This is a genomic window from Kitasatospora sp. NBC_00374 (assembly GCF_041434935.1).
Classification (GTDB): domain Bacteria; phylum Actinomycetota; class Actinomycetes; order Streptomycetales; family Streptomycetaceae; genus Kitasatospora.
This window is the reverse complement of the sequence record NZ_CP107964.1, coordinates 8,364,476-8,389,851: the sequence shown is the minus strand read 5'-3', so window position 1 is coordinate 8,389,851 and position 25,376 is coordinate 8,364,476. Positions and strand designations below refer to the sequence as shown.

At 70.7% G+C, this 25,376-nt stretch carries 17 protein-coding genes and 1 pseudogene; 9 read left to right on the top strand and 9 right to left on the bottom strand.

Annotated features, from left to right (window positions below):
- The first annotated feature begins 110 nt into the window (after positions 1-110).
- The 5 genes from OG871_RS36625 to OG871_RS36605 all read left to right on the top strand — a co-directional run bounded on the left by OG871_RS36625 (position 111) and on the right by OG871_RS36605 (position 6,738).
- On the top strand, positions 111-1,232 hold the full coding sequence (locus tag OG871_RS36625) for a sensor histidine kinase (protein ID WP_371503512.1): 1,122 nt from the start codon (positions 111-113) through the stop codon (positions 1,230-1,232).
- On the top strand, positions 1,229-1,891 hold the full coding sequence (locus OG871_RS36620) for a response regulator (protein ID WP_371502751.1): 663 nt from the start codon (positions 1,229-1,231) through the stop codon (positions 1,889-1,891). The genes OG871_RS36625 and OG871_RS36620 overlap by 4 nt, the downstream gene beginning before the upstream one ends.
- A gap of 801 nt (positions 1,892-2,692) precedes the next feature.
- A complete protein-coding gene (locus OG871_RS36615; protein WP_371502749.1) occupies positions 2,693-4,051 on the top strand; it encodes an alpha/beta fold hydrolase in 1,359 nt (452 codons plus the stop codon).
- Positions 4,048-5,640, top strand: a complete 1,593-nt coding sequence (locus tag OG871_RS36610) for an alpha/beta fold hydrolase (protein ID WP_371502748.1) — start codon at positions 4,048-4,050, stop codon at positions 5,638-5,640. Before OG871_RS36615 ends, OG871_RS36610 begins: the two co-directional genes overlap by 4 nt.
- 414 nt (positions 5,641-6,054) lie before the next feature.
- Positions 6,055-6,738, top strand: coding sequence for a TNT domain-containing protein (locus OG871_RS36605; RefSeq protein WP_371503511.1), 684 nt, complete (start codon positions 6,055-6,057; stop codon positions 6,736-6,738).
- Positions 6,739-7,128: 390 nt separating this feature from the next.
- On the opposite strand, the gene OG871_RS36600 is transcribed toward OG871_RS36605, so the two are convergent.
- The 5 genes from OG871_RS36600 to OG871_RS36580 form a co-directional block, all read right to left on the bottom strand.
- The gene (locus OG871_RS36600; protein ID WP_371502747.1) at positions 7,129-7,605 is read right to left on the bottom strand and encodes a hypothetical protein; all 477 of its coding nucleotides are present in this window, start codon (positions 7,603-7,605) and stop codon (positions 7,129-7,131) included.
- Between the two features lie 834 nt (positions 7,606-8,439).
- On the bottom strand, positions 8,440-9,648 hold the full coding sequence (locus tag OG871_RS36595) for a transglycosylase family protein (RefSeq protein WP_371502745.1): 1,209 nt from the start codon (positions 9,646-9,648) through the stop codon (positions 8,440-8,442).
- 87 nt (positions 9,649-9,735) lie between these two features.
- Positions 9,736-11,154 (bottom strand): FG-GAP-like repeat-containing protein, encoded by a 1,419-nt coding sequence (locus tag OG871_RS36590; RefSeq protein WP_371502743.1) that lies wholly within the window; start codon positions 11,152-11,154, stop codon positions 9,736-9,738.
- A 400-nt stretch (positions 11,155-11,554) separates the two neighbouring features.
- The gene (locus tag OG871_RS36585) at positions 11,555-11,827 is read right to left on the bottom strand and encodes a hypothetical protein (RefSeq protein ID WP_371502741.1); all 273 of its coding nucleotides are present in this window, start codon (positions 11,825-11,827) and stop codon (positions 11,555-11,557) included.
- Between the two features lie 5 nt (positions 11,828-11,832).
- Positions 11,833-12,042, bottom strand: a complete 210-nt coding sequence (locus tag OG871_RS36580; RefSeq protein ID WP_371502740.1) for a hypothetical protein — start codon at positions 12,040-12,042, stop codon at positions 11,833-11,835.
- Between the two features lie 414 nt (positions 12,043-12,456).
- Between OG871_RS36580 and OG871_RS36575 the strand changes: the two genes are divergently transcribed.
- The 3 genes and pseudogenes from OG871_RS36575 to OG871_RS36565 form a co-directional block, all read left to right on the top strand.
- Positions 12,457-13,443 (top strand): LuxR C-terminal-related transcriptional regulator, encoded by a 987-nt coding sequence (locus tag OG871_RS36575; protein ID WP_371502739.1) that lies wholly within the window; start codon positions 12,457-12,459, stop codon positions 13,441-13,443.
- Positions 13,444-14,465: 1,022 nt separating this feature from the next.
- A complete protein-coding gene (locus OG871_RS36570) occupies positions 14,466-15,659 on the top strand; it encodes an RICIN domain-containing protein (RefSeq protein WP_371502737.1) in 1,194 nt (397 codons plus the stop codon).
- A 184-nt stretch (positions 15,660-15,843) separates the two neighbouring features.
- A pseudogene (locus OG871_RS36565) lies at positions 15,844-17,772 on the top strand (glycoside hydrolase family 3 protein); the annotation flags it as partial.
- Between the two features lie 664 nt (positions 17,773-18,436).
- Here the strand turns inward: OG871_RS36565 and OG871_RS36560 are convergent.
- From OG871_RS36560 to OG871_RS36550, 3 genes are read right to left on the bottom strand one after another with little or no spacing between them, the layout of a single operon-like run.
- On the bottom strand, positions 18,437-18,763 hold the full coding sequence (locus OG871_RS36560) for a hypothetical protein (RefSeq protein WP_371502735.1): 327 nt from the start codon (positions 18,761-18,763) through the stop codon (positions 18,437-18,439).
- Positions 18,760-22,863 carry an RHS repeat-associated core domain-containing protein gene (locus OG871_RS36555; protein ID WP_371502733.1) on the bottom strand — a complete coding sequence of 1,368 codons (4,104 nt, stop codon included), beginning with the start codon at positions 22,861-22,863 and terminating at the stop codon, positions 18,760-18,762. The genes OG871_RS36560 and OG871_RS36555 overlap by 4 nt, the downstream gene beginning before the upstream one ends.
- Entirely contained in the window at positions 22,860-23,555 is a 696-nt protein-coding gene (locus OG871_RS36550) for a WXG100 family type VII secretion target (protein ID WP_371502731.1), read from the bottom strand. The genes OG871_RS36555 and OG871_RS36550 overlap by 4 nt, the downstream gene beginning before the upstream one ends.
- Positions 23,556-23,840: 285 nt before the next feature.
- Between OG871_RS36550 and OG871_RS36545 the strand changes: the two genes are divergently transcribed.
- On the top strand, positions 23,841-24,050 hold the full coding sequence (locus tag OG871_RS36545) for a hypothetical protein (RefSeq protein ID WP_371502730.1): 210 nt from the start codon (positions 23,841-23,843) through the stop codon (positions 24,048-24,050).
- Positions 24,051-24,457: 407 nt separating this feature from the next.
- On the opposite strand, the gene OG871_RS36540 is transcribed toward OG871_RS36545, so the two are convergent.
- Positions 24,458-25,192, bottom strand: a complete 735-nt coding sequence (locus tag OG871_RS36540; protein WP_371502729.1) for an alpha/beta hydrolase — start codon at positions 25,190-25,192, stop codon at positions 24,458-24,460.
- Positions 25,193-25,376 lie beyond the last annotated feature (184 nt).

Sequence of the window (25,376 nt, the reverse complement as noted above, 5' to 3'; positions counted from 1 at the left end):
TGCGGCGGACGAAGACAGCCGTACGGCTGACGAGGTACGCCGACCTGGCCTCCGTGCGAGCGGCGCGACCGGTGAGAGCCGCCCGGCGCTGGGGCCTCCGGCTGCCGCCCATGGTGTGGGACTCACTGTTGCCTGCGCTGCTCCTGCTCAACATCATGACCACCCGCGCGCCGCACGAGCTCCCGGTGGCTCTGGGCCTCACCGCCGCCCTCGCGCTGCCCCTGGTGTGGCGGCGCCGGGCCCCGATCACGGTGTTCGGCGCCGTGGCAGCCGCGGCATTCGTCCAGTGGCTGATGGACGTCCAACTGCCGGCGGACATCGCCCTGCTGGTGGCTCTCTACACGGCGGCCGCGAACTCGGACCGGCGCGGCAGGCTTGTCGCCGGTGCCATCGTGGAGGCAGGGGTCCTTCTGGCCTGCCTGCGCTGGGCGGCGGAAGGCGCATTCCTGACCCTCTTCGTCGCGGTGACCGCGATGGTCGTTGCCGCCGCCGTCCTGGGTGTGAATGTGCGGACCACGCGCGCCTACCTCGCGGCCCTGGAGGAACGGGCCGCACGCCTGGAGCAACAACAGGAGCAGCAGGCGCGACTGGCCGTCGCCGAGGAGAGGACGCGTATCACCCGGGAGATGCATGACATCGTCACCCACAACCTGTCCGTCATGGTCGCGCTCACCGACGCCGCCGTCTACGCGCAGCACCGGTCGCCCGACAAGGCCACCACCGCGATGCTCCAGATCTCCGAGACGGGCCGGCAGGCCCTGACCGACATGCGGCGCTCGTTGGGCATCCTGCGGACCGACGAACCGGACGCGGAGCGCCACCCGTTGCCCGGCATCGCACAACTGGAGACCCTCGCCGACCAGATGTGCGCCGCCGGGCTGCCGACCCGCGTCGAGGTCCAGGGCGGCCACACCCACATACCCGCCACCGCACAACTGACCGTCTACCGCCTGGTACAGGAAGCCTTGACCAACACCCTCAAGCACACGCCCACCGGGACACCCGCGAAGGTCCGGATACAGTGCTCGACCGAGAGCGTCACAGTGGACGTCACCGACAGCGGCCCCTGCCCGCCACTTCCCGGCGCCACACCATCCGGCCACGGCATCCCGGGCATGCGCGAGCGCTCGGCCGCCTACGGGGGGAAGTTGCAGGCCGGACCGTTTCCGGGCGGCGGCTGGAGAGTCCGTACCCGCCTCCTCCTCGGCAGCAGCGGATCGGCGTCCGCATGACGATCCGCATCCTGATCGCCGACGACGAAGCGCTGCTCCGGATGGCCTTCAGCACGGTCCTGGAGGCCCAGCCCGACATGACACCGGTCGGCGAAGCCGCGGACGGCATCCAGGCCATACGCCTCGCCCGGGAACTGCGCCCCGATGTCGTCCTCATGGACGTCCGGATGCCCGGGACCGACGGGATCGAGGCGACCCGGCAGGTCATCCGGATCTCCCCGCAGAGCAGAGTGCTGATCCTCACCACCTTCGACCTGGATGAATACGCCTTCGCCGGACTCAACGCCGGAGCCTCGGGCTTCCTGCTGAAAAACACCAGGCCCGAGGAATTGCTCACCGCGATACGCAGCGTGGCCGCGGGCGACGCGGTGGTCTCCCCGCGGATCACCCGCCGCCTGCTGGAAAACCTCCGCCCGCACATCCCCGACGGCAGCAGCCCCGGCCGCGACGAGCGGCTGAGCCGGCTCAGCGCCCGTGAGCGCGAAGTGCTCATCCACGTGGGCTGCGGCCTGTCCAACACCGAGATCGCGGCCACCCTGTACCTCGCGGAGGCGACCGTGAAGTCCCATCTGGGGCGAATCCTGCAAAAGCTCGAACTCCGCGACCGGATACAGGCCGTGATCTTCGCCTACGAAAGCCGCCTCATCCGCCCGGCATGACGCCGCCGGAGCCAACGGCGATGTCCTCAGCCCCGGGACCAGCGCCCGCCCCACCGTCCGGCCCCACCGACGGCACCATCGCTCCGGGCCGGCCGGCCGCACCGGCCCCCACCCGGACCCCCCCCCGCCGCAACCGCACGCCCCGGCCCCCGTCCGAACAAGCAGGCGCCCGGCAAGGGACCGGACCGGTCCCCTTGCCGGGCAGCCGGCCCCCGTCCGCCACCCGCCGATCCGTCCCGGAGCCCGGCTCTGCAGGACATCGGCCGTGGGAGGCCGGCGCCGGCAGGCCCGTCTGCATCTGCTTCCGGCCGGCCGAGCGGCACAGTCGCAAGGGACGGGCCCCGGGGCCGAGGCCGACCTGCTCCAAGTGGAGCCAACGAGTGGTGGACCTCCCCCCACGACCGCAGGCTGGCCAACAGTTGCCCGCCCGGACCATACGGCGGCGGGCGGAGCCACACGGCGTCGTTCCGGCCCCGGCGGCCGGGGACGTCAGAGAGACGGGATCACATGGCAGAACAGGGCATCGCTCCGGGTGACCTGCCGTCCGTTCGCGGAATCGGCAGGTTCGTACGAACGCGGGCGCAGCGCCGGCACGCACGGCGGCGCTGCCGGGGCGCGCCCGGCGGGGTGGCGCTCGTCGCGGCCGCTCTGGCCTTCCTGGGTGCGGTCGGCGCGACACCGAGCGGTGCCGTGTCACCATCCGTCCGTGAGCTCCTGTCAGGAGGCGGTCCGGCGCGGTTCGTGCCCGGTCCCTGCCCGGAGACGCCCGAGCCGGTCCCCGGGCGGTGCGGGTTCCTGGAGGTGCCGGAGAACCGCGCACGACACGGCGGGCGGATCATCCGGCTGGCCGTCGCGATCATCCCGGCCGCGTCGGCGCAGCCGGCCGAGGACCCGGTGGTGTTCATGGAGGGGGGCCCCGGAGGCGACGCGTTCGGGGCCATTCCCTTCCTGGTCGCCTCCGGGGTGAACCGGGATCGCGATCTGATCGTCATGGCCCAGCGAGGTGGGCTCTACTCGCAGCCGAACCTCGCCTGCCCGGAGGTCGACCGGTTCAACGCGGACTCCGTGGGGCTGCGCTACGACGCGCCGTCGACCGGGCGGCTCCTGGTGCGCGCCACGAAGGAGTGCAGAGACCGTCTGACGGCCGACGGCATCGAGCTGAGCGCCTACAACACCACCGAGAACGCCGCGGACTTCGCCGACCTGCGCACGGCGCTGGGCATCAAGCAGTGGAACGTCTACGGGTACTCCTACGGCACCGACCTGGCCCTCACCTACCTGCGCCGGCACCCCCAGGGGATCCGCTCGGTGGCGATCGACTCGGTCTCACCGCCGCAGATCGTGAGCCTGCCCTGGACCTGGGACAGCGCCCAGGAAGGGATCAACGCGATCTTCGCGGCGTGCGAGGCCCAGCCCCGCTGCAGGAGCCGGTACCCGGACCTCCCGCGCACGCTGACCGAGCAGGTCCGCCGCCTCGAGGCGCACCCCCTCACGCTGACGGTGCAGCCACCGGGGGGAGGAAACCCGGTGACGGTCGTCCTCGACGGGGGCGCGCTGGTGAACCTGCTGGTCACCGACGGTGCCGCCGTGCCGTCCGTCGACGTCCCCGCGGCGCTCGACGAACTCGCCCACGGACACCCCGAGCGCCTCGCGCAGGCCCGGGCCGCCGGCGCGACGCCCGTCATCGGCGAGTTCGCCCAAGGGCTGACGAACTCGGTGGCCTGCGCCGAGTGGGTGCCGGGCTTCTCGGAGTCCGACGTGCTGAAGGCGGGGCGCCGGGCGTTCCCCGGATGGCCGGACACGGTCCTGGCCCACGCGCCGCAGCTTCCCTTCGAGTACGACGTGTGCCGTGCCTGGAACGTCCCGGACCGCACCGCCGTCCAGCGGGTGGCCACGTACAGCAAGGTGCCGACGCTCATCATCTCCGGAACCTTCGACGCGAAGACCGGGGCGAGCTGGGGGCCGTACACGGGCCGGACGCTGTCCCGCTCGACCGCCGTGCAGATTCCCGGGATCGGCCACTTCGTGGTCCCCCAGTCGCCCTGCGCGCAGAGCGTCCTGGCGTCCTTCCTTACGCGTCCGGCCGCGCCCGACACCGGTTGCGTGGCAGGGCTCGCGCCGAAACCGTTCACCATCACCCCTGACCCGGAGACCTCATGATGTCCCTTCGCCCGCCCCACCACCGGCGCGCCGCGCGACGGCTCCTGGCCACGTGGGCCGGGGCCACCGCCGGGGTGCTCGTCGCCGGCCTCGCCGCGATCCCCGCCCAGGCCGAGTCCGGCGCCGGGGCGCCGCTCGGCACGGTCGCCCGGACCGAGGGCCACGCCCGCTACGAGCCGGGCCCCTGCCCGCGGACGGCGGACCCGGCCCCCGCTGTCGAGGGTGCCCGCTGCGGGACGCTCACCGTGCCCGAGAACCGTGCCCGGCCCAACGGACGGAAGATCACCCTCGGAGTCGAGATCGTGCCCGCGGCCTCCGGCAGACCGGCGCCCGACCCGGTCGTGTGGTTCGCCGGCGGGCCCGGCGACGACGCGGTCTCCGAGATCCGGCTGGCGATCGACGGCGGCCTGAACCGCGACCGCGACGTGATCTTCATGTCCCAGCGCGGGACCTACTCGGCCGACCCGGCGCTCACCTGCCCGAACATCGACCAGTTCAACGCGGACGCCCTCGGCCTCGTCTACGGTGCGCCGTCCACCGGGCGCCTGCACGTCGAGGCGACGCGGGCATGCCGCGACCGGCTGGCGAGCCACGGGGCCGACCTCAGCGCCTACAACGGCACCGAGAGCGCCGCCGACTACGCCGACCTGCGCGTCGCACTGGGCATCAGGCAGTGGAACGTGTTCGGCATCTCCTACGGCACCGACCTGGCGCTCCTCTACATGCGCCGGCACCCGCAGGGCCTGCGGTCGGTCGGCATCGACGGCGTCCTACCGCCGTCCCTGGCCGGCGGGGCGGTGACCTGGAAGGCCGCACGCGAGGGCTTCGACGGCCTGTTCCAGGCCTGCGCGCAGCAGAGCGCCTGCAACGACCGCTATCCGGACCTGAAGGCCACCTTCGAGCGCCTCGTCGATGAGCTCGAGGCCCGGCCGATCACCACCACCGTCACGGTCGCGGGCCACCCGGCGCCGGTGAAGGTCGTGCTGGACGGCGGAGTCCTGGTGAACTGGCTGGTCTCCGCCACCCACCTGGCGGCCGGAGTGCCCCGCTCCATCGACGAGCTGGCCCACGGCAACCCGCAGCGGATCGCCGAGCAGTGGGCGGGGGGCAAGCTCAGCCCCCAGGCCGTCGGGAGAGTCTCCCACGGGCTCGCCTACGGTGTCTTCTGCAGCGAGTGGACACCGTTCGAGAGCCAGGACGACGTGATCCGGGCTGGGCGGCGCGCGTTCCCGTCGTTCCCCCGGTCGGTGCTGGCCAACGCTCCGATGCTCGCCTTCCTCCATGCGGACTGCCGTGCCTGGGACGTTCCCGCCGCACCGCGTTCGATCCGGGACGTGACGCGCAGCGACATCCCGACCCTCGTGCTGTCAGGCGGGTTCGACGCCCAGACCGCACCGAGCAGCGGGCCGTACGCCGCCCGCACGCTGAGCCGGTCCACCGAGGTCACGGTCCCCTACGTCGCCCACGTGGTCTTCGCCGACTCGCCGTGCGCGCAGACGATCACCCGCTCGTTCCTCAACGCGCCGACCGCGCCGGACACCGGCTGCCTCGCGGGCCTGCGGCCGCCCCGGTTCGAGATCGCGCCGTAGGACCGGTCGGCCAACCCATCCGGGAGACCGGGCGGCCGCTGGACATCCGGGGTACCGGCAGACCGCGGGCGGCTGCCGGACGGGTCGTCACCCGGTTCCTCAGGCCCGCCCCCGCCCCGTCCTGGCCCGGACGGGACGGGAACGGGGGCGGGACGGCTCGCAGGTCGGGCCCGCCGGCATCCCCGTAGCCGGCCCGGCTTAGGTACAGGTGTACCCGGCTTGCCTGGCGCACCGTCATGTTGATTAGCCCGCCCGTGTGCTGTCCGCTCCGCCGTCGCCGAGGCTCTTCGCGTGCGGACCGACCTCCATGTGCAATGGCAGTGCCCTCCGACGCTGCGCCCCTCCGCACTCGCGTCGCCTCGCCTCGGTTTCTCTGGAGCCCCCTTGCGTTCTCTCACCCTCGTCTCCGTGTCCATGGCTGCCGCGCTACCGCTGACGTTCCTTGCCGCTGCCGGTGACGCCGCTGCCGCCGCGCCCGCCCGTGCGACCTCCCCCCGCAGCCTGCCGACGGACTGTCCCAACCTCCTCCCGCCCGACGATCCGACCGTCTACTACTGCGGCCGCCCCGAACTCGGTCCGACCGTCCTGCCCGCAGCGGGACCGGTGGCGGAACTGCTGAAGGGCTACCGTCGTTTCGGCGGTCTGCAGCCGACCCAGTTCCTCGACTGGTACCGCAGCGGTGACCAGTGGAAGTACCCCGACAACCGGGGCTTCGCCGAGCTGAACGGCGTCCTCGACATGCACCAGCAGACGATGGAGCCCGGCGGGCTCCTGGACCGCTTCGGAGCCGACACCGGCAAGTACCTCGCGGACGGCGGGACTCCGTACGCCAGGCGCGCCCTGCCGCCGGACTCGCTCAACGGCACCGGGAACAGCTACCACTGCTACGTGGTGAACCGTGATTTCCGCGTCCAGGAGGGCCACATCGCAGCCGGCTTCGCCCAGCCCGGGTTCGGCCACCAGCAGTGGCTCGACCCCACTCTCAAGCCGTCCGACTTCAATGACTCCGAGACCTACAACGTCGCCAACCTCCTCAAGCACGAATACCTCAAGGACGCTGCACCCGAGCAGTGCGTTGGCACCCACAACGGCTCCTGAAAGACCGCCGGTCGCCGTCGCACCAGGACGGGCCGCCGGGCGAGGAGCGCCTGCGCCGCAAGGCCGTGAAGCCGGCAGGCCGCGCGGCGCACTCCGCTGCCAGGCCGAGCGTACCGAAATCCGGTCAGATCATTTGACACTCAGTCAAGATTGCCTGCCCCAGAACAGCGCTCACCGATCAATCGGTCGGTATTTCAGTCGTCCCGTCTCAGCCGATCTGGTCCCTGTCTCAGGCGATCTGGTCCGATTCGCTCGTCGTCTCAGCCGAGCTGGTCCGACTGGTGCTACTTGTCCTGTCGCTCCGAGAGCTGAGCCGTCTCATCGAAGGTGGGGATGGGCCTTCTCGTGCCGCCAAAACCGTCCGCACCGACTGCGCCGCGGACGCCGAAGTCAGCGAGTGGCCGCCAGGCTCGAACGTGCTGCGGTCATGAAGGCGCTCTTGTGCTCTTCGAGGTATTCGTTGGCCTCGATACCACCGATCTCCCGCCATACGGCCTGGTTGAGCGCACGACCGTAGGCTCGGGCGGGGACTTCCAATGCCGGGTCGCAGAGCAAGACGACACTGCGATCGGCAGTCCAGAGGTTGGTCATGGTGGCCTGGGCTCGGGCCATCCACCCGTCCTCGTCGCCACCCCACGGGTCCGGGCGACTGTAGGCGGCCCGCTCGGCTTCCTGGGCGTAGGCGAGAAACTCCTTGATCGCCTGAAGTTGCTCGGCGCGGCGAGCCTCACCGGTCACCGCCGTCTGTCGCCGCTCCTCTGCGTGCTCGGCCGACCGCTGCATGCGGCGCTGGGTGAACGCTGTCAGCGCACCACCCAGCATGACACCCACCAGCGAAAAGACGGATACCCACAGTTCCCCCGCCATATCAACTCCTCCTCTACAAGCCGTCCTTGCGCATCGCCGGGTACATGATCTCGCACCGACGGAACCGCTCGGGGCCTGCGGATCGGTCGTTGCTTGCCTGCCGCGGGCGCTACCACCCAGGTTCGTATCCGACGACCAGATCAACTGAGACAACGGCCCGCATCCACACCTGCGGGACCAGATCAACTGAGAAACCCGGCATCCCGGCGTCTCAATCCATCTGGTCGCCGCAGGTCACGGCCCAGCCCACAGGCAAGATCATTTGAGATGGGACATCAGTCGGCACCGGGTTTAGGCAGCTGAGGCCATGGCGGCGGTCACGAGGTCGACGAGGGCAGCAACAGGCATGCGGTCGGAGGGGACCGTCTCAGTGTGGCCGGCTTTGCCGGACATGGCCTCAGCGCACGGCAGGCCCAGCTCGCGGCGCAGGTACCGCAGGACCTGCTTCTCGATCTCCAGTGCCCGACGGGCGGTTGGGCAGGCGATCTGGGTACGGGGCTCCCGCGCGGTCACGCACCGCAGCCGCGACAACGCCCGGCTCGGCGAGCGGAACGACTGGACCCGCCGGCAGTCCACGACGGCCTGACAACGCCGGCCAGGGCCAGAGACGCAGGCGGGGCGTCCCGGGCCCCTTGCGGCGGGCGGGTCAGCGGCCGGCGGCCACCGCCAGCACGGCGAACGCCTGGTTCACCTCGGTGCTCTACCTCATCAGAAGCCGCCGTGTCGAGTGCCGTCGGGGGCGATGAATCGGGCGCCGACGTTGTCCTTCGGGTTAATGGATCCGGCCCGAACCACGTGATGTGGTACGGGCCGGAGCTGCCGATTGCCGACTGCTTACTCGAAGTAGAGGTCGCCCTGGCCGGCCTGGCCGAGGTAGTTCTGCCACCCCGCCGACAGCGGGAGGTTGGCGCCGAAGCTGGTACCACTGCCCAGGTGGGTGGCGACGGTGCCGTCGGTGCCCTGGATGAGCAGGTCGGCCTTGTTGTCGCCGTTGATGTCGGCGAAGAAGAGCCGCCCCTGGCCCGGCTGGCTGAGGTAGTTCTGCCAACCGGCGCTCAGCGGGAGGTTGGCGCCGAAGCTGGTACCGCTGCCCAGGTGGGTGGCGATCGTGCCGTCGGTGCCCTGGATGACCAGGTCGGCCTTGCCGTCGCCGTTGATGTCGGGGAAGGTCAGTCGGCCCTGGCCTGCCTGGCTGAGGTAGTTCTGCCAACCCGAGCTGAGCGGAAGGTTCGCACCGAAGCTGGTACCGCTACCCAGGTGGGTGGCGATCGTACCGTCGGTGCCCTGGATCACCAGGTCGGCCTTGCCGTCACCGTTGATGTCGGGGAAGGTCAACCGGCCCTGGCCCGGCTGGCCGAGGTAGTTCTGCCAACCCGAGCTGACCGTGGTGCTCGCCCCGAAGCTCGACCCGTCACCGTTGTTCAGCCGCACCCCGATCGTGCCGTCGGTACCCAGCACGACCAGGTCCTTCCTACCGTCACCGTTGATGTCCGCGAAGTAGAGCTTGCCCTGCCCCGCATGGCCGAGATAGTTCTGCCACCCCGCGCTCACCGTGGTGCTGCCACCGAAGCTCGTCCCGTTGCCGACCCGCCGCCCGATCGTCCCGTCGGTGCTCAGCACCATCAGGTCCGCCTTGCCGTCACCAGTGATGTCCGCCGTACCGGTGGGGCCGCTGGGGTAGGGGGCGGCGTGGTCGCTGCCGAGCCCGGCCGATGGTCCGCAGGTGGGCCAGGCGCCCTCACCCTGGGCGGCGAGGACCTTCTCGGCGATGAGTATCTGCTGCTGTTTGGTCGCCAGATCCGCCCGGGCCGCGTAGCCGGTTCCGCCGTAGGAGCTCCACGTACCGGCGTTGAACTGCAGGCCACCGTAGTATCCGTTGCCGGTGTTGATGTCCCAGACGCCGCCGCTCTCGCAACTGGCGACCTTGTCCCAGGTGCTGACGGAGGCGGCCTGCGCGGTGGTGGAGCCGACGAGCGGCAGCACGCTGAGCGAGCCGGCGGCCAGGGCGAGCAGGGACTTGCGGGCGCGAAGCGATATCGGCACGGGGTCTTCCCATCACGAAGAAGGAACGGGGGCGGAACAGGACAGGACGGCGCCCGGGGGGACGGAAGGTCCCCCCGGGTGGCGCGGTTATTCGAAGTAGAGGTCGCCCTGGCCGGCCTGGCCGAGGTAGTTCTGCCAACCGGCGCTCAGCGGGAGGTTGGCGCCGAAGCTGGTACCGCTGCCCAGGTGGGTGGCGACGGTGCCGTCGGTGCCCTGGATGACCAGGTCGGCCTTGCCGTCACCGTTGATGTCGGGGAAGGTCAGTCGGCCCTGGCCCGGCTGGCTGAGGTAGTTCTGCCACCCCGCCGAGAGCGGGAGGTTGGCGCCGAAGCTGGTACCGCTGCCCAGGTGGGTGGCGATCGTGCCGTCGGTGCCCTGGATGACCAGGTCGGCCTTGCCGTCACCGTTGATGTCGGGGAAGGTCAGTCGGCCCTGGCCTGCCTGGCTGAGGTAGTTCTGCCAACCCAAGCTGAGCGGAAGGTTCGCACCGAAGCTGGTACCGCTGCCCAGGTGGGTGGCGATCGTACCGTCGGTGCTCTGGATCACCAGGTCTGCCTTGCCGTCACCGTTGATGTCGGGGAAGGTCAACCGGCCCTGGCCCGGCTGGCCGAGGTAGTTCTGCCAACCCGAGCTGACCGTGGTGCTCGCCCCGAAGCTCGACCCGTCACCGTTGTTCAGCCGCACCCCGATCGTGCCGTCGGTACCCAGCACGACCAGGTCCTTCTTACCGTCACCGTTGATGTCCGCGAAGTAGAGCTTGCCCTGCCCCGCATGGCCGAGATAGTTCTGCCACCCCGCGCTCACCGTGGTGCTGCCACCGAAGCTCGTCCCGTTGCCGACCCGCCGCCCGATCGTCCCGTCGGTGCTCAGCACCATCAGGTCCGCCTTGCCGTCACCAGTGATGTCGGCGTTGGAGACTCCGACAGGCGAGATGTAGCCGCTGATGGTCTGGCCCCAGGGGGCGTCGCCGACGGCGTAGCTGCTGGTGCTCTCGCGCTGGACTATGCCTTCGGTGTGGCCGCTGGAGTGTCCCTCGTTGCCGCCGACGATGGTGACCGATCCGCCGCCCACTGCCGTGACCAGTGCGACATGGTCGGCATAGGCGGCGGAGGCGCTGTAGTTGTAGACGACCGCGTCGCCCACCTGGGGGGTGTTGTGAAGGGTGCCGTACCGCTTGCCGTACTCGTAGACACTGGCGGCACGGTCGTCGAGGTCGCCCAGGTGGGCAGCGCCGTTCTGCGCCCAGACCCAGCCGACGAAGTCCGAGCACCAGGCGTGGGACTGGCCGCCACCGCTGCCACAGCTGGAGGTCTGGCCTCCCGCACCGGACTCGTAACCACCGTGGGCACAGGGCCCGTTGCCGACCTCGGCGTTCGCGGTCGTGGCGATCGAGGCCGCGCTGGCGTGGGCCGGGACCACGGCCAGGCCGGTGATGGCAGCGGCGGCCACGACCGCCGCGAGGCCGGCCTTCTTGAGGCGCTTGAGGCTGGTGGGGCGAACGTTCATGAGAGGAGCTCCTTGCGTGACAGATTGGGCAATGTGAGGGACGAGCTGAAGTCGGGAAATGGCATGGCAATGGCCAGGCGTTGGACAGTGGAAGTCATTTGACTGTGCAGGACGAGGGGTCCGGAACACCGCTCGATCGCGGACGGCTGCCCTGCGGGTACAGCGGTCGGATGGAGCTACACGCCGGGTCCATGGCAGGTCCGGGCTACGGTCCCGTGCGCCGATCAGAGTGCCGGCGCCCGCTCGTGGGGGCATGGCCCCGCTCGGGCAGGTACGGGTGACCGAACGTCAGTAATCGGCCGGCGTCTCGGGGTGACGTTCCTCGTTCTCGGCAGTCACGCGCTCAGACAGGCAGTCGGTCGGCCTGCCGGTACTTCGCACGGCGGCGGCCGGGGAAGGGTCACATGACGTCAGGGACGGAGTACCTCGAGAGTGTTTTTGACGCCCCAGCGCGTCGCAGGAGGTCTGCTGCCTGTGCCAGGGCCCCGCTCTGCTCGGTGGCGCTGATGAACAGGACGAGGTCGATGCCTTCGGGGCCGGCGTGGGCGCGGACGTGTTCGAGACCGTCAGCCGGGCCGGCGTGAGCCCACAGGATGTCGTGGACGGCGTGCGCATCCGCCGTACTGGGCATCGGGCTCGCGCTGCCGGTCAGGGACAGGCTGACGAGGTACATCTCGATCAGTCCCAGCCGATGCCGTCGCCGCCCTGCACGCCACCGGTGGGAGGCACGTCCCAGCCGATGCCGTCGCCCGCCGCTCCGGCCGCCGACGCGGCGGCCGCCGGGGGCACGTCCCAGCCGATCCCGCTCGCCACCGCCGTCGGTGCGGCGACTGCGAGCAGCACGGCCGCAATGGCGGCAGCCTTGAGAATGCGAGCCGATTTCGGCATGGCGGTACCCCTGTCGGATAGGTGAGCGGGACTTGGGAAGTGCGTTCTCGGAATTCCCCCGGCCACGAAGGTTTCTGTGTTTCTCCCGCCGTTCCGGTGAGCACCACTCTGCCGGTCCCCCGAGATCGGGGCGAGGGGTCCCAGCTGTCACCAAGTGGTCTGTCACCTTGGTGACAGGTCCGCCCCGCAGAGCTGCCGGAGGCGACGGTCGGCGGCGGCCTTCAGCAGGGTCTGACGGTTCGCCAGCACTCGGGCCGGGGCAACAGAGTGCCCGGGCCGGCCCCGTGCACGACGACAGAGGGTTGTTCAGCCGAGTCTTTGCCGCCACCCGGTACACAATTCTTCCGTCGACTGCGAGGATGACCGATCGGGAAGCGGGTCGATCGCCCGTTCGACCAAGTCGGGGGACAAAACATGCTGGAGATGCTGGGGCTGGATACGGCTGCCGAGGCCGTCTATCGAACGATGCTCACCGACCCGCACCTCGGCGTGGCGCAGCTGTGTGCGCACCTGGCCCTGCCGGAGGGCCAGGTGCGCGAGGCCCTCGACCAGCTCGCCAACCTCACCCTCCTGCGCCAGTCCCTCGACAACCCGGGGGGCTTGCGGGCGATCAGCCCGGAGATCGCCCTGGAGGTGGTCCTGCGGCGCCAGGAGGAGGACGTCGCCCGCCGCCAGCAGGAGCTCGCCACCCAGAAGGCCGCCGCCGCTCGCGCGGTTGCCGAGTACGCACATCTGCGGCCCGACACCCTCGCCGAGGTCTCGCAACGGCTGGTCGGGCTGGACGCCATCCAATCGCGGTTGGAGGTCCTGGCCAAGGAGTTGACCGGTGAGTGCCTGTCGGTGATGCCGGGCGGCGCCCAGTCCGGGGCCAGCCTGCAGGCATCGCAACCTCTCGACGAGGACGCGATGGGGCGTGGCGTCCATCTTCTGACGCTCTATCAGGACAGTGTGCGCAACGACACCGCCACCTTCGCCTACGCGCAGTGGATGACCGAACGGGGCGCAGAGGTACGCACCGCCCCCGTCCTACCGCCGCGTCTGCTGATCTTCGACCGGCAGGTCGCCGTGGTGCCGATCGACCCCGCCAACACCCGCCTGGGTGCTCTGTGCACCCGGGAGCCTGCCGTCATCGCCACCTTGGTCGCCATGTTCGAGCAGGCCTGGGAGACAGCTGTTCCCCTCGGCACCGACGCCGGCCGCGACACCCGGACCGGGCTGGACACAACCGAGAAGCAACTGCTGAGGCTCCTCTCCACCGGCCTGACCGACGAAACGGTGGCCAAACGGCTGGGCGTCTCCCTGCGGACCGTCCGTCGGCAGATGGCCGCGCTCATGGAACGCCTCAACGCCAGCAGCCGCTTCGAAGCGGGCCTCAAAGCCGCCCAACACGGCTGGCTCTGACCCGAATCCGCAGGTAGTGGCCGACGGCCAGTCAGTTCACCCGACCGGCCCAGCCGAGCCGGCGGATCATCACCACCGCCTGGGCCCCGACACCAATCAAACCGGATCCACAGCCTGAGGCCTCGCCTCGGCGCGCCGCGGCGCAGAACCCCGAACCATACGGACTGACAGGAGCGGACCGGTCCACCGAGACTGGTCTTTCGGGGCGGGGCTGCCCGGGGGCGGCCGTGCGGGACGTTCCGGCAGCGCGAGCCGATGTGCCGTCAGCGGTCGAAGTGGGGCCGACCGAGGAGGACAACGCCGTCAGCGGGGGCGGGAACGTACGGCCCGGCTCTCCAGCCCTGTCGGGGTCGGCCACCTGGCCGGTGAGCAGCAGGTCGGCGAGCTCCCGCATCTGCTGGATCGCGGCCTGGCGGCCGTATGTCCACCGAATCGAGCGGACGTGGCCACGAGGTGCTCCACGATCACCACGAGCCATCTCGTTGACTGATGAATTGACAGGGACACCTCGATTGGGGGCCTCTCGCGCTCCCCTCGCCGAGCACGCCCGTGCGGGCGGCAACCGACCCGACGGTAAACGACACATGGCGACCCGATCCCCAAGTGTCGCCATTCGACTGGTCAAAGTGACTCCAGGCCGCCGACTGAAGATCGCCCGTGCGGGATCGCCAGGCTCCTCCCGATGCTCACTTCGGCGTGCCGGAATCGATTCCCCCTCGTCAGGGACATGCCGCCTTACGTTCACAACTTGAAGGCAAGCAGACCGCTTGACAGTCCATCAGCCCCGCTGGCTTCATGTGTCGCAGTGCGAGTGAGCCGGGCGGCTCGCCTGCCGTGCACTGGTTCCACCGTCCGAGCCGGCCCCGACGGATCGGTCCCGCCCGCATGCCCCACGGGCCATTTCCGGAAGGAGCAGGCATCTGCACCGCCGATTGCGGGAGCGCTCCCACGCTACCGCCCGGCGCGCGTCCCCCACCGCCCCGGGTGCGTCACCGACCCACCCGGCGATCGAAAGGACTACCATGCCCGGATCCCCTCCCAGGCCGCACCGCGGAGCCGCAGCGGTCGCGGCGGTCGTGGCCGCGCTGCTCATGGCCGCCCTCTCCCTGGCCGGCGCCTCGCCGGCGTCCGCGAGCACCACCCTCTGCGGCCGGACCGACAGCGTGAAGGTCTCGGGCGGAAAGTACGTCGTCCAGAACAACGAGTGGGGCGACTCGATCGAGCAGTGCATCGACGTGAACGATGACGGCTTCAAGGTCACCAAGGGCTGGCACAACGTCTCCACCGGCGGCGCGCCCGCGGCATACCCGTCGGTCTACGCCGGCTGCCACTACGGCAACTGCTCCAGCGGCAACGGCCTGCCGCTGCAGGTGTCGGCCTTCGACAATCCGCAGTCCAGCGTCGACTTCTCGACCGCTGACGGGCAGTGGGACGCCGCGTACGACATCTGGTTCGACACCCGCGCCAACCCTTCGGGCCAGAACAACGGCGAAGAGATGATGATCTGGGCCAACCACGCCGGGCCGCCCTCGCCGTTCGGCGCCAAGGTCGCCACCGTCTGGATCGAGGGCGCCAACTGGGACGTGTGGTACGGCCGCCAGGACAACGGCGTCGCCTGGAACACCGTCTCCTACGTCCGTCAGCAGCCCACCGACACGATCACGGTGAACATCAAGGACTTCACCAACGACTCGATCAGCCGCGGCTATCTGTCGCCGTCGTGGTACATGACCAGCGTGCAATTCGGCTTCGAGCCCTGGGTCGGCGGCCCCGGCCTGGCCGTGAACTCCTTCTCCTACGATTCCAACGGCTCCGGCGGCGGTGGTACGTCCGGCACGGTCACCGGCCGGCAGAGCGGCCGCTGCCTGGACCTCAAGAGCTGGGGCACGGCCGACGGCACCCCGGTCCAGCTGTGGGACTGCGGAACCGGCTGGAACCAGAAGTGGACGCGGACCGGCGGCACCCTCGTCAACCCGCAGTCCGGCAAGTGCCTCGACGTGGCCGCCGGTTCCACGAGCAACGGCGCCAACGTGCAGCTCTGGTCGTGCAACGGCACCGGCGCCCAGCAGTGGCAGTTCAACGCCAACGGCACCGTCGTCAACCCCGCGTCCGGCAAGTGCCTGGACGCCGGCGGCTCCGGGAACGGTGCCCTCCTGCAGATCTGGGACTGCTACGGCGCCGGAACCCAGACCAACCAGGTCTGGACGCTGACATAGCCCGTCCGGCCACCGCCCCGCCCGCGCCCCGCGGCGGCGACAACGCTGCGGGGCTCGGGCCCGGACGCCGGTTCCGGTAGCGCTCCCGATACCGAACCCGACCGCGCCGCGCTCGGAGCGCGGCGACCTCCCGACGTCATGACAAGCGAACCCAAGGAGCACCGACATGAGGCACCAGAGCGAACCCGTGTTCAGCACCGGCCGGCGCGCCGCAGGCGTACTGCTGGCCGCGGCCACCCTGATCACCGCGGCGGTCCCGTCATCCTCGGCCCTGGCCGAACCCGAACCCGGCACTGCGGCCGCCTCCTCCAGCCGCACACCGCCGTACCTCAACCCCGAACTGCCCACGCCGGAGCGGGTCTTCGACCTGCTCGGCCGCATGACCCCGGAGGAGAAGATCGGCCAGATGACCCAGGCCGAACGCGGCTCCGTCGACGCCGACCCCACCCGGATCGCCGCCCTCAACCTCGGCTCGCTCCTGTCCGGCGGCGGCTCCACCCCGACGCCCAACACGCCCGCGGCATGGGCGGACATGGTCGACGGCTACCAGGGGCAGGCGCTGACGACCCGGCTGCACATCCCGCTGCTGTACGGCGTCGACTCCGTGCACGGTCACGGCAACCTCGCCGGTGCGACGATCTTCCCCCACAACATCGGGATGGGTGCCACCCGCGATCCCCGGCTGGTGGCCGAGGCGGAGCACATCACGGCCACCGAGACCCGGGCCACCGGCCCGCAGTGGGTCTTCGCCCCGTGCGTGTGCGTCACCAGGGACGAGCGCTGGGGCCGGGCCTACGAGAGTTTCGGCGAAGACCCTTGGCTGGTACGGCAGATGACGACCGCCGTCGACGGCTTTCAGGGCACCCGCCGCGAGGATCTGGCCCGGCCCGACCGTGTGCTGGCCACCGTCAAGCACTTCGCCGGCGACGGCGACACCACGTACGGCACGTCCACCACGGGCGACTACACGATCGACCGCGGCGTCACCGTCACCAGCCACCGGCGCTTCGACGCCATCGACCTCGCACCGTACGTCTCGGCCGTCCAGGTCCACCACGTCGGCAGCATCATGCCGTCCTACTCGTCCGTCCAGTGGACCGACGTTCCCGGCAGCCGTCCGGTCAAGATGAGTGCCAGCAAGGAACTGCTCACCGACACCCTGAAGCGGAAGATCGGCTTCGACGGGTTCCTCATCAGCGACTGGGACGCCATCACCGAACTCCCGGGTGACTTCGCAACCCAGGTCCGCACCTCCGTCAACGCCGGTATGGACATGTTCATGCAGCCCTACGACGCGCCGCAGTTCGAACAGGCCCTCTCGGCCGAGGTCCAGGCCGGCCGCGTACCGATGTCGCGCATCGACGACGCCGTGTCCCGCATCCTGCGGGCGAAGTTCGACCTCGGCCTGTTCGAGCACCCCTACACGGACCGCACCAACATCGGCAGCATCGGCTCACCCGCCCACCGGGCGGTGGCCCGCCGGGCGGTCGCCGAATCCCAGGTGCTCCTGAAGAACGACCACCACGCCCTGCCGCTCGCGCCCTCCCAGCGGATCTACGTCGCCGGCGTCAACGCCGACGACCTCGGCAACCAGGCCGGCGGGTGGACGGTCACCTGGCAGGGGCAGTCCGGCAACACCGCCTTCCCCGGCACCACCATCCTGCAGGGCATCCGGCACGTTGCCCGAAACGTCACCTACAGCGCCGACGCCGCTGCCTCCACCGCCGGCTACGACGTGGGCATCGTGGTCATCGGCGAAACCCCCTACGCCGAAGGCCTCGGCGACGTCGGCACCGGTGGCCACACACTGGAACCATCCGCGACCGACCGGGCGAACATCGACCGTGTCTGCTCCGCGATCACCACGTGCATCGTCCTCGACGTCGCCGGCCGCCCCCAGATCGTCACGGGCCAACTGCCCAAGACCGACGCCTTCGTGATGTCCTGGCTCCCGGGCAGCGAAGGCGACGGAGTCGCCGACGTCCTGTTCGGCAAGCGCCCCTTCACCGGCAGGCTTCCCGTCACCTGGCCGCGCAGCGCGGCCCAGGAACCGATCAACGTCGGCGACGCGCAGTACGACCCGCTGTTCCCCTATGGCTTCGGCCTGACCACCAACGAGCGAACGACGACGGCCCAGCCGCGGTAGGTCCTGGCCGACCTGCGCCGCGTCGACATCGCGGTCCGCACTACCGGCGCCGCCACCGTGAGCCCACCTGCCGTCTTCGAAGACCGGCCTTGCACGGATCCCGCATCGGAGGTGTCCGACTCGCCGTCCGACGGGAGCGCCTGGACCGGCAGCAGGGAGGCGGCGCGGTCGACCACCCAGGCAACCGCGCGGTCCGGGCCGGCCGCGGGACGGCGGCCCGTCGTCCCGGCCGCCGCGGTCGTCGCTGTCGTCGAATGGGGTGAGGTACCCGAGGGGTGCTCACGGGCTCCTCCTGCTGGCGGTGGTCGGGCTGCCGCCTCTCCGGGCCCGCGCACGATCGGCGAGCACCACCCGACGCTGCATCACCCACACCAGCACATCCGCCACGAGCGGCCGCTTCCCATTCCCCTCCCACGGAGCATACGAAGCGGCTCCGGCTCGGCAGAGCGACGCTGGCGAGCCGGCCACGACGCAAATGATCACCTGCTACTGATCACGTCACCGACCGGCACGAGTACCCCACCCCAGCTCCACCCCAGACCTCGTGACCTGCAGCTTCGAGGATGAAACCTCGCAACGAGGCCACCCGGGCTTTTCTGGGACCGCCGCAGAGCTCACGCCGGAACGCGGGTCACGACTCCCTGGGCAGGGTCCAGGCCGGGGAGTCGGCGGGCGGCGGCGGCTTGATCAGCCAGCTGCTGCGGTCGGCGTCCTCCTCCCAGTACGGCACCAGCGTGCCGTCGTTCCTGCCGTTGTCGTAGTAGATGCCGTGCGCCCAGTAGTCGGCATCCTCGTGGCACATCAGGTCGGGGTAGGGATCGAACTTCCGGTGTCCCCAGGCGAGGTTCACTCGGGCCACGGCCTCGGCCCGGGAGATGCCGAACGTCTGGAGCACGTCGGCGATCTCGGAGAAGAACTCCAGCATCCCCTCGTCCGCTTCCATGAGGAACTCGTTCACCGCCGGTGCCTTCCTGCGTAGCCGTTGGACAGCAGGTCGACGCCCGGCTGCTGGTAGAACGCTATCTGATGGCCGCTGAGCCGCATCGGGGTGTCGTTGTTCCGCCGCCATGGGCCGAGGTTGAGCAGCATCTTGCCCTCGACGTTGTCGTAGTTGTGCATCTGGGTGCCGTTGCGGTCGTTGCGGTGGTGGGCGATGAAGTCGGAGAGCTCCTGATCGTTGTTGAACCGCTTCCCGTTCAGGGCCTCCAGCTCGGAGCGGGAGATCTGGAAGTGCATGACCGCCGGGCCGCCGGCGGTCGGGTTCCGCTCGTCCTGGGTGCGGGCCCACTGGTGCGCCTGGGCGGCGTCGTTGGTGACATAGAAGCCGCCGTGGCCGAAGTCCATCGGACGGGGGCTGAACTGCGGGTTGATGCCGTGCTGCTCGATGCTGCTGGCACCGTTGTGGGTGGTGCCGTGGTACAGGTCGATCAGGTCCGGGTCGAGGCCCAGCGGGTCCGTGATCCGGCGCGGGTCGAGCACGTAGCCGTACGGGCTGGGGCCGGCGGCCAGGCCGAGCGGGTCGGAGCTGAGGTAGCGGGCGGTGCCCGGGTCGTAGTAGCGGAAGACGTTGTAGTGCAGTCCGGTCTCGGCGTCGTGGTACTGCCCGGGGAAGCGCAGCGGGCAGTCGATCTCCTCGATCGCGCCGGGCAGCGGGCTGCCCCACAGCGTGGTGCGCTGCTGCCAGTGCACGGCGCCGTGCTCGTCGACCAGTTCGGTCGGAGTCCCGACCAGGTCGGTGACGATGGCGTGGAAGCGCCGGTCGATCTCGTGCTGTGGGGCGTCGGCGGCGGGCAGCAGCCAGTCGGTCTGGGTGAGCGGGCGCTGGCCGGTGAGGGTCCACTCCCAGGCGGTGACCTGCTGTCCGGGCCGGTCGGCGCGGGTGCGGACCTGCTCGACCAGCCGTTCGTTGGCCCAGGTGAAGACCGTCTCGTCCAGCACGGTGGCCCGGTCGGCGGCCAGCAGCTGCTTGGCCCGCCGCCGGCCGAACGGGTCGTAGCGGTACCGGGCGAGGGTGCCGTCCGGCAGGGCGACCGAGGTGAGCTGGTCGTGCGAGTCCCAGGAGTACTCCCAGGTCAGTTCGCCGCCGGACAGCAGTCGGCGGGTGCGGCGCACCAGCCGGCCCTGGGCGTCGTACTCGTACCCGGTCCGCCCGGCCTGCCGCAGCCGCCCGCCGGCCACCGCGAACTCGCCCGGATCCTCACCGCCGCCCGGCAGTTGGACGCCGACCAGCTCGCCGGCCCGGTCGTAGGCGTAGCCCTCCTGCCAGTTCGCGCCGGTCAGCGCGGTGACCCGGCGGTTGCCGTCGAACTGGGTGGTACGGGTGCCGAGCAGGTGGTCGGTGGTCTCGGCGAGCGCACCGTCGGGCCGGAAGACGTAGTCCTGACGACTCAACAGCCGGCCGTCCACGCCGACCTGTTGGCCGGTGAGCCGGTCCATGGCGTCGTAGCGGCGGTCGAACACCACCCGCCCGAACTCGCGCCGCACCTCCCGCCCGGCCGGGTCGTAGTGGAAGCGCAGCGCCCCTCCCGGCCCGGTCAGCGTCTCGGGCAGGCCGATCGGCGTGTAGGTCCATTGCGACTCGGCGCCGGCCGGGGTCCGCAAGCCGGTCCGGCGGCCGAGCAGGTCGTACGAGAAGCTGGTGACCTTGCCCTCGCACTCCTCGGCGACCAGCCGGCCGGTCGGGTCGTAGCTCCGGCTCACCCCGGTCAGCCCGTCGCCGACGGTCAGCACCCGGCCCGCGCCGTCGTAGGTGAACCGGGTGACCCGGCCGTCGGCGTGCATTTCGACGGTGCGGCCCCGGGCGTCGCGGACGTACTCGACACGTTGCCCGGCGGCGTTGGTGCGGGCCGTGAGCGCGCCGGTCAGGTCCCGCTCGTAGTGGATGGTGCGGCCGGCGAAGTCGGTCTCCTCGATCACGCCACCGGTCGGGTCGTGCCGGTACGTCCAGCGGGCACCGGCCGGGTTGGTGACGGCGGTGAGCCGCAACTGGCCGTCGTACTCGTAGGTGTAGCGCTCGCCGTCCGGGCCGGTGCGGGCGGCGAGCTTGCCGAACGGCCCGTACTCGGCGCGGGTGACGCCGCCGCTCGGCTCACGGTACTCGACCACCCGGCCCGCGGCGTCGTGGGTCCACTCGTGCCGGCCGCCGTCCGGCTCCTGCTGCCAGGCCGGGCGGCCCTCCAGTGTCCAGCCGAAGGTGGTGGTGTTGCCGAGCGCGTCGGTGACACTGCTCAGCCGCCCGAACGCATCGCGCGTGCTGTGGCTGGCGGCCCCGGTGGAGTCGGTCAGCGAGGTGGTCAGGCCGGCCGCGTCGAAGGTCACCCGGCTGGTGTACCCGAGCGCGTCGGTCACCTCGACGGGCCGGCCGCGCTCGTCGAAGACGTACGCGGTGCGGGCGCCCATCGGGTCGACGGTGGCGACGGTGTTGCCGTGCTCGTCGTACTCGTAGCGCCACCGGGCGCCGTCCATCGCGGTCAGCTCGGTGACCTGGTGCCGCTCGTTGTGGCTCGCGCTGCTGGTGGTGCCGTCGGGCAGCGTGGAGACCTCGAGGTTGCCGTCCGCGTCGTAGCTGAAGGTGCTGGTGCGGCCGAGCGGGTCGGTGCGGGACAGCAGGCTGCCGTAGCGGTCCCACTCGAAGGTGGCGACGGCGCCCTGCGGGGAGGTCTCGCACTCGAGCCGGCCCGCCTCGTCGAACCGGTAGACGGTCCGGTTGCCGACCGCGTCGGTCATCATGGTGACGCGCTGCTCGGTGTCGTAGGTGAACACCGCGTCCAGATAGCCGCCGTCGCCTCGGGTCTGCACGCAGCGCCCGGCCCGGTCGTAGACGTAGCGGTAGCGGTAGCCGACCCGGTCGGTCCAGCCGGTCAGCCGGCCCGAACCGTCGTAGGTGAGGCTCATGGCGAGCCGGGAGGAGTCGGTGACGGTGGCGAGGTGGCCGTTGCCGTCGTGGCCGAACCGGACCAGCTCGACCGGCTCGCCGCCGTCGGTCCCTTCGCGGGGCAGCAGGGCGAGCGCGGTGATCCGGCGGCCCTCGGTGCTGATCCCGATCCGGTAGCCGCCGCTGTGCCGCACCTCGACCGGCACACCGCCGCTGCCGTACACCACCTCCATGGTGTGCCCGTTGCGGTCGCTGAGGGCGCGCAGCGGCAACTGCAGGGTGCCGGCCGCCCGGGCGTGCGGCCCCGCTCCCTCGGCGGGCACGGCGAAGTGTCGGGTGAGGCCGGTGCGCGGGTCGGTGATCCGCATGCCGCCGCCCGGAGTGCCGTCCCAGTACAGCGGCCAGCGCGGCCCCTCGACCGGCTGGACGGCGGTGCCCGGCTCGGGCACCGGGTAGCTGAGCAGCATGCCGTCCTCGGCGGCGAACAGCACGCCCTGGTCATCGAGTTCGATCCGCTGGTCCAGCGTGGACGCCCAACTCGGGCCGTACCAGCCGCCGATCCGGTAGCTGGACAGATGGGTACGGGCGAGGACCAGCGGCAGCGCGGCATCGAGGCCCACGTCGGTCTGCGAGAACAGCACGTCACCGGTGGCGATGTCCACCGGGTCGCTCTTGACCGGACGGGTCGTCAGCGGCTTGCCCTGCACCTTGGGCTTGGTGTTGTTGGGCCGCATGGCCGGCGGCCGGGGCACCGGCTTGGGCTTGGGTGGGGCGGGCTTGGGCGCACTGCCCGAGCCGCTGCCGCCGCCCAGCATGGAGGCGTAGCTGGGCTTGGCGGGGCCCGGACCGCTGGGTGTGGTCTTGCCGCCGGCGATCTGGCTCAGGGTTCGGGTCAGCTCCTGCTCGTTGGCCCGGTGGTTGGCGCTGGTCTTCTTCAGGCCGGTGCCGACGTCGTCCAGGTGCTTGCCGAGCGCCTTCTGACCCTTGGTGATGCTCTCCATCAGCTGCTCGACACCGGCCTCGGCGGCCTGCGCCAGCCCGCCCCGGCCCTTGGTGCGGCCGAAGTGGTGGCGGGCCCGGCCGAGATGGGTGTCGCCGGAGGAGGTGAGCTTGGTGGACCCGACCTTGAAGTGCTCGCCGAGCTTGTCGGTCTCCTCGTGGCTGTGCTTGAAACCGTCGCTCATGCCATCGCCCCCGTGCCGCGGTTGATACCGACCTGTCCCAGCGAGTCGTCCACGCCGTCCTTCAGGCCCTGCTCGCCGGCCTTGCCTATCCGGCCGAGGTCGACGCCGTCGCCCATGCCCAGGGCCTGCTCGCCAAGCTGCAGGACCAGCTCGCCGGCCATGCTGCCGAGCGCGCTGACGATCGGCCCGGTGGCGACCGACATCAGCTGGTCGATGATCTGCTCCTCGGCCTCCTTGAGCAGTCTTTTGACGATCACCCGGGTGACCTGGGTGGCGCCGACCGCGCCCGCCTCGGACAGGCCGAAGGTGAACGGCGCGGCCGCCTGTGCGGCGATCACCTCGGCGGCCAGGACGCCCAGCTGGACGACGGCCGCCACCTTGGCCCCGGTGATCACCACCGCGACGCCGTCCAGCACCGTGCCCACTAGGCGGCAGCCCTCGGCGAGTTGGTGGATGTGGGTGCCGTTGACCTTCCCCCAGTGCGCCTGGAAGGCGTCCAGCGCGGCGCCGGCGTTCTCCCCGGCCATCCGCTCGACGGCCTGGTGCAGGTCGTCCCGGTGCTGGTCGATCTCGTCGGCGAACTGCCGTACCGCGTCAGCCATTTCGCGGTAGTCGTCCTCGTCGACATTCGGCCAGTCGACCCCGATGAGGTCCAGGATCCATGCCAGCTCGTCGGGCAGAACGACGCCCATCGACACCCCCACGCTCAGTACTCGGCAGAACTCCCACCGACCATAACCGACCAGGGGTTGAGACGGACATGCCGCCCTCCCCGGCTCCCTACCGAGCCGGTAGGGGGCGGGGCGCGGCGGGGCTGTACGGGGCGTCAGACACCGAGCAAGTCCTCGAGCTTCGCGCAAGCGCTCGGCCGGCTCGTGCGCCGAGGACTGTTCAGCTCGGCCAGCGCGTCCCGGGCGGCCAGGGCACTGATGCAGGCGCAACCCTGAACGCTGTTCCGCCGGCTGCGCCTGCACCTGATGACCCGGCACGCGGACGCTCTGCTCCAGGACGCGGCTGCCGCGCTCGCCGACCCCGGCCTGCGTAAGGACCTGGCCGCGGACCGCGAGTGGCTCGGCGTGTACACGGCTGCCGGAGACGAGCACGAGGAAGTCACCCGCGTACCGGACCAGCCGGTAGTTGGGCAGTCCTCGCCGCTGTCCTTGGCGAAGACCTCCCGCGGCCGGTGAAGCAGCAGTAGGCGGGCACCAGCCGTGCTGGTGCCCGCCCGTTCGCTGTGGAGGGAGAGGTCAGGTGCCGCAGCACTGGTAGGTCGGGGTGGATCCTCGGAACGCGGCGTCGCCGAACGCGAAGATCCCGCCGTCGCAGGCGCTCAGCAGGAAGCCGCCGCCGGTGGGTGTGGCGGACATCCAGGTGTGGCTCTGTTCACGAGAACCAGCAGCACTTGTCCACGAGATTGGGCAGCACCCGAAGCACCGCAGAACTCGAACAGTTCATGGCTTCGGGCAGCGCGGGCTCCTGCCGGGTTGGCAGGGGCCCGCGGCACAGACGGCAGCGGAGCGCCGGAACCTGCCCTGGACGAGCAGCATCCTGGCCGCCATGGCTTACCGTCTGCTGACGGCCTGGCGGCCCGGCCTCACTTCAGGTGCCGGGTGAAGAACTGGGCCGCGACGTCCCCCGCGAACTGCGGGACGCCAGTGTGCCCGCCCATATTGGCGTGCAGGGACTTCTCCTTGGAGCCGAAGGCGTCGAACAGGTCCAGGGCCGCCTGCCGGTCGTTCCCTTCGTCGTCCCACTGCAGCAGGACGTGCAGCGGAATGGTGACCTGGCGGGCCTCCTCGAACATGGCGCGAGGCACGAAACTCCCGGCGAAGAAGGCCGCGGCCGAGATGCGCGGCTCGACCACCGCAAGGCGAACGCCGATGGAGATCACTCCCCCCGAATACCCGACCGGGCCGCCGATCTCGGGCAACGACAGGAGGGCGTCAAGGGCGGCCTGCCATTCCGGGACCGCCTTGTCGACGAGCGGGAGGACGAGGGCGTCGATGGTCTCGTCGCTGACCGGCTCACCGGCTTCCATGGTCCGGCGCAGGTCGTCGCGGGCCTGCTCGGCGGCGGCCCAGCGGGGCCGGTCACCGCTCCCGGGAAGCTCGATGGTGGCCGCGGCGAAGCCGTCCGCCGCGGCGTGCCGGGCCCGCGCCACCAGTCGGGGGTACATCTTCTGCAGTCCGAGCGGGGGGTGGCCGAGCAGGATCAGCGGCGCCGGTGCGGATGCGGGCGTCCACAGGATGCCGGGGATCTCGCCGAGAGTGAATGCGCGCTCGAGGACACCGTCGTCGAGACGCTGTTCGGAAGTGAAGTGAAGGGCCATGATCGTGCCTTTCGGGAGTGCTGTTGAACGGCGCTCCCGGACGACCTATCGCCCGACCGTGACCCCGGAGGAGAGCACCCATATCGATACGTTCACGGGTACCACCTCCTCGTTCTCTCGCACGGCCTCCGCGAAAGTAGCAGGCGCCGCCGTGGTCCGCCAACCGGATTCCTGTGCGGGCTCC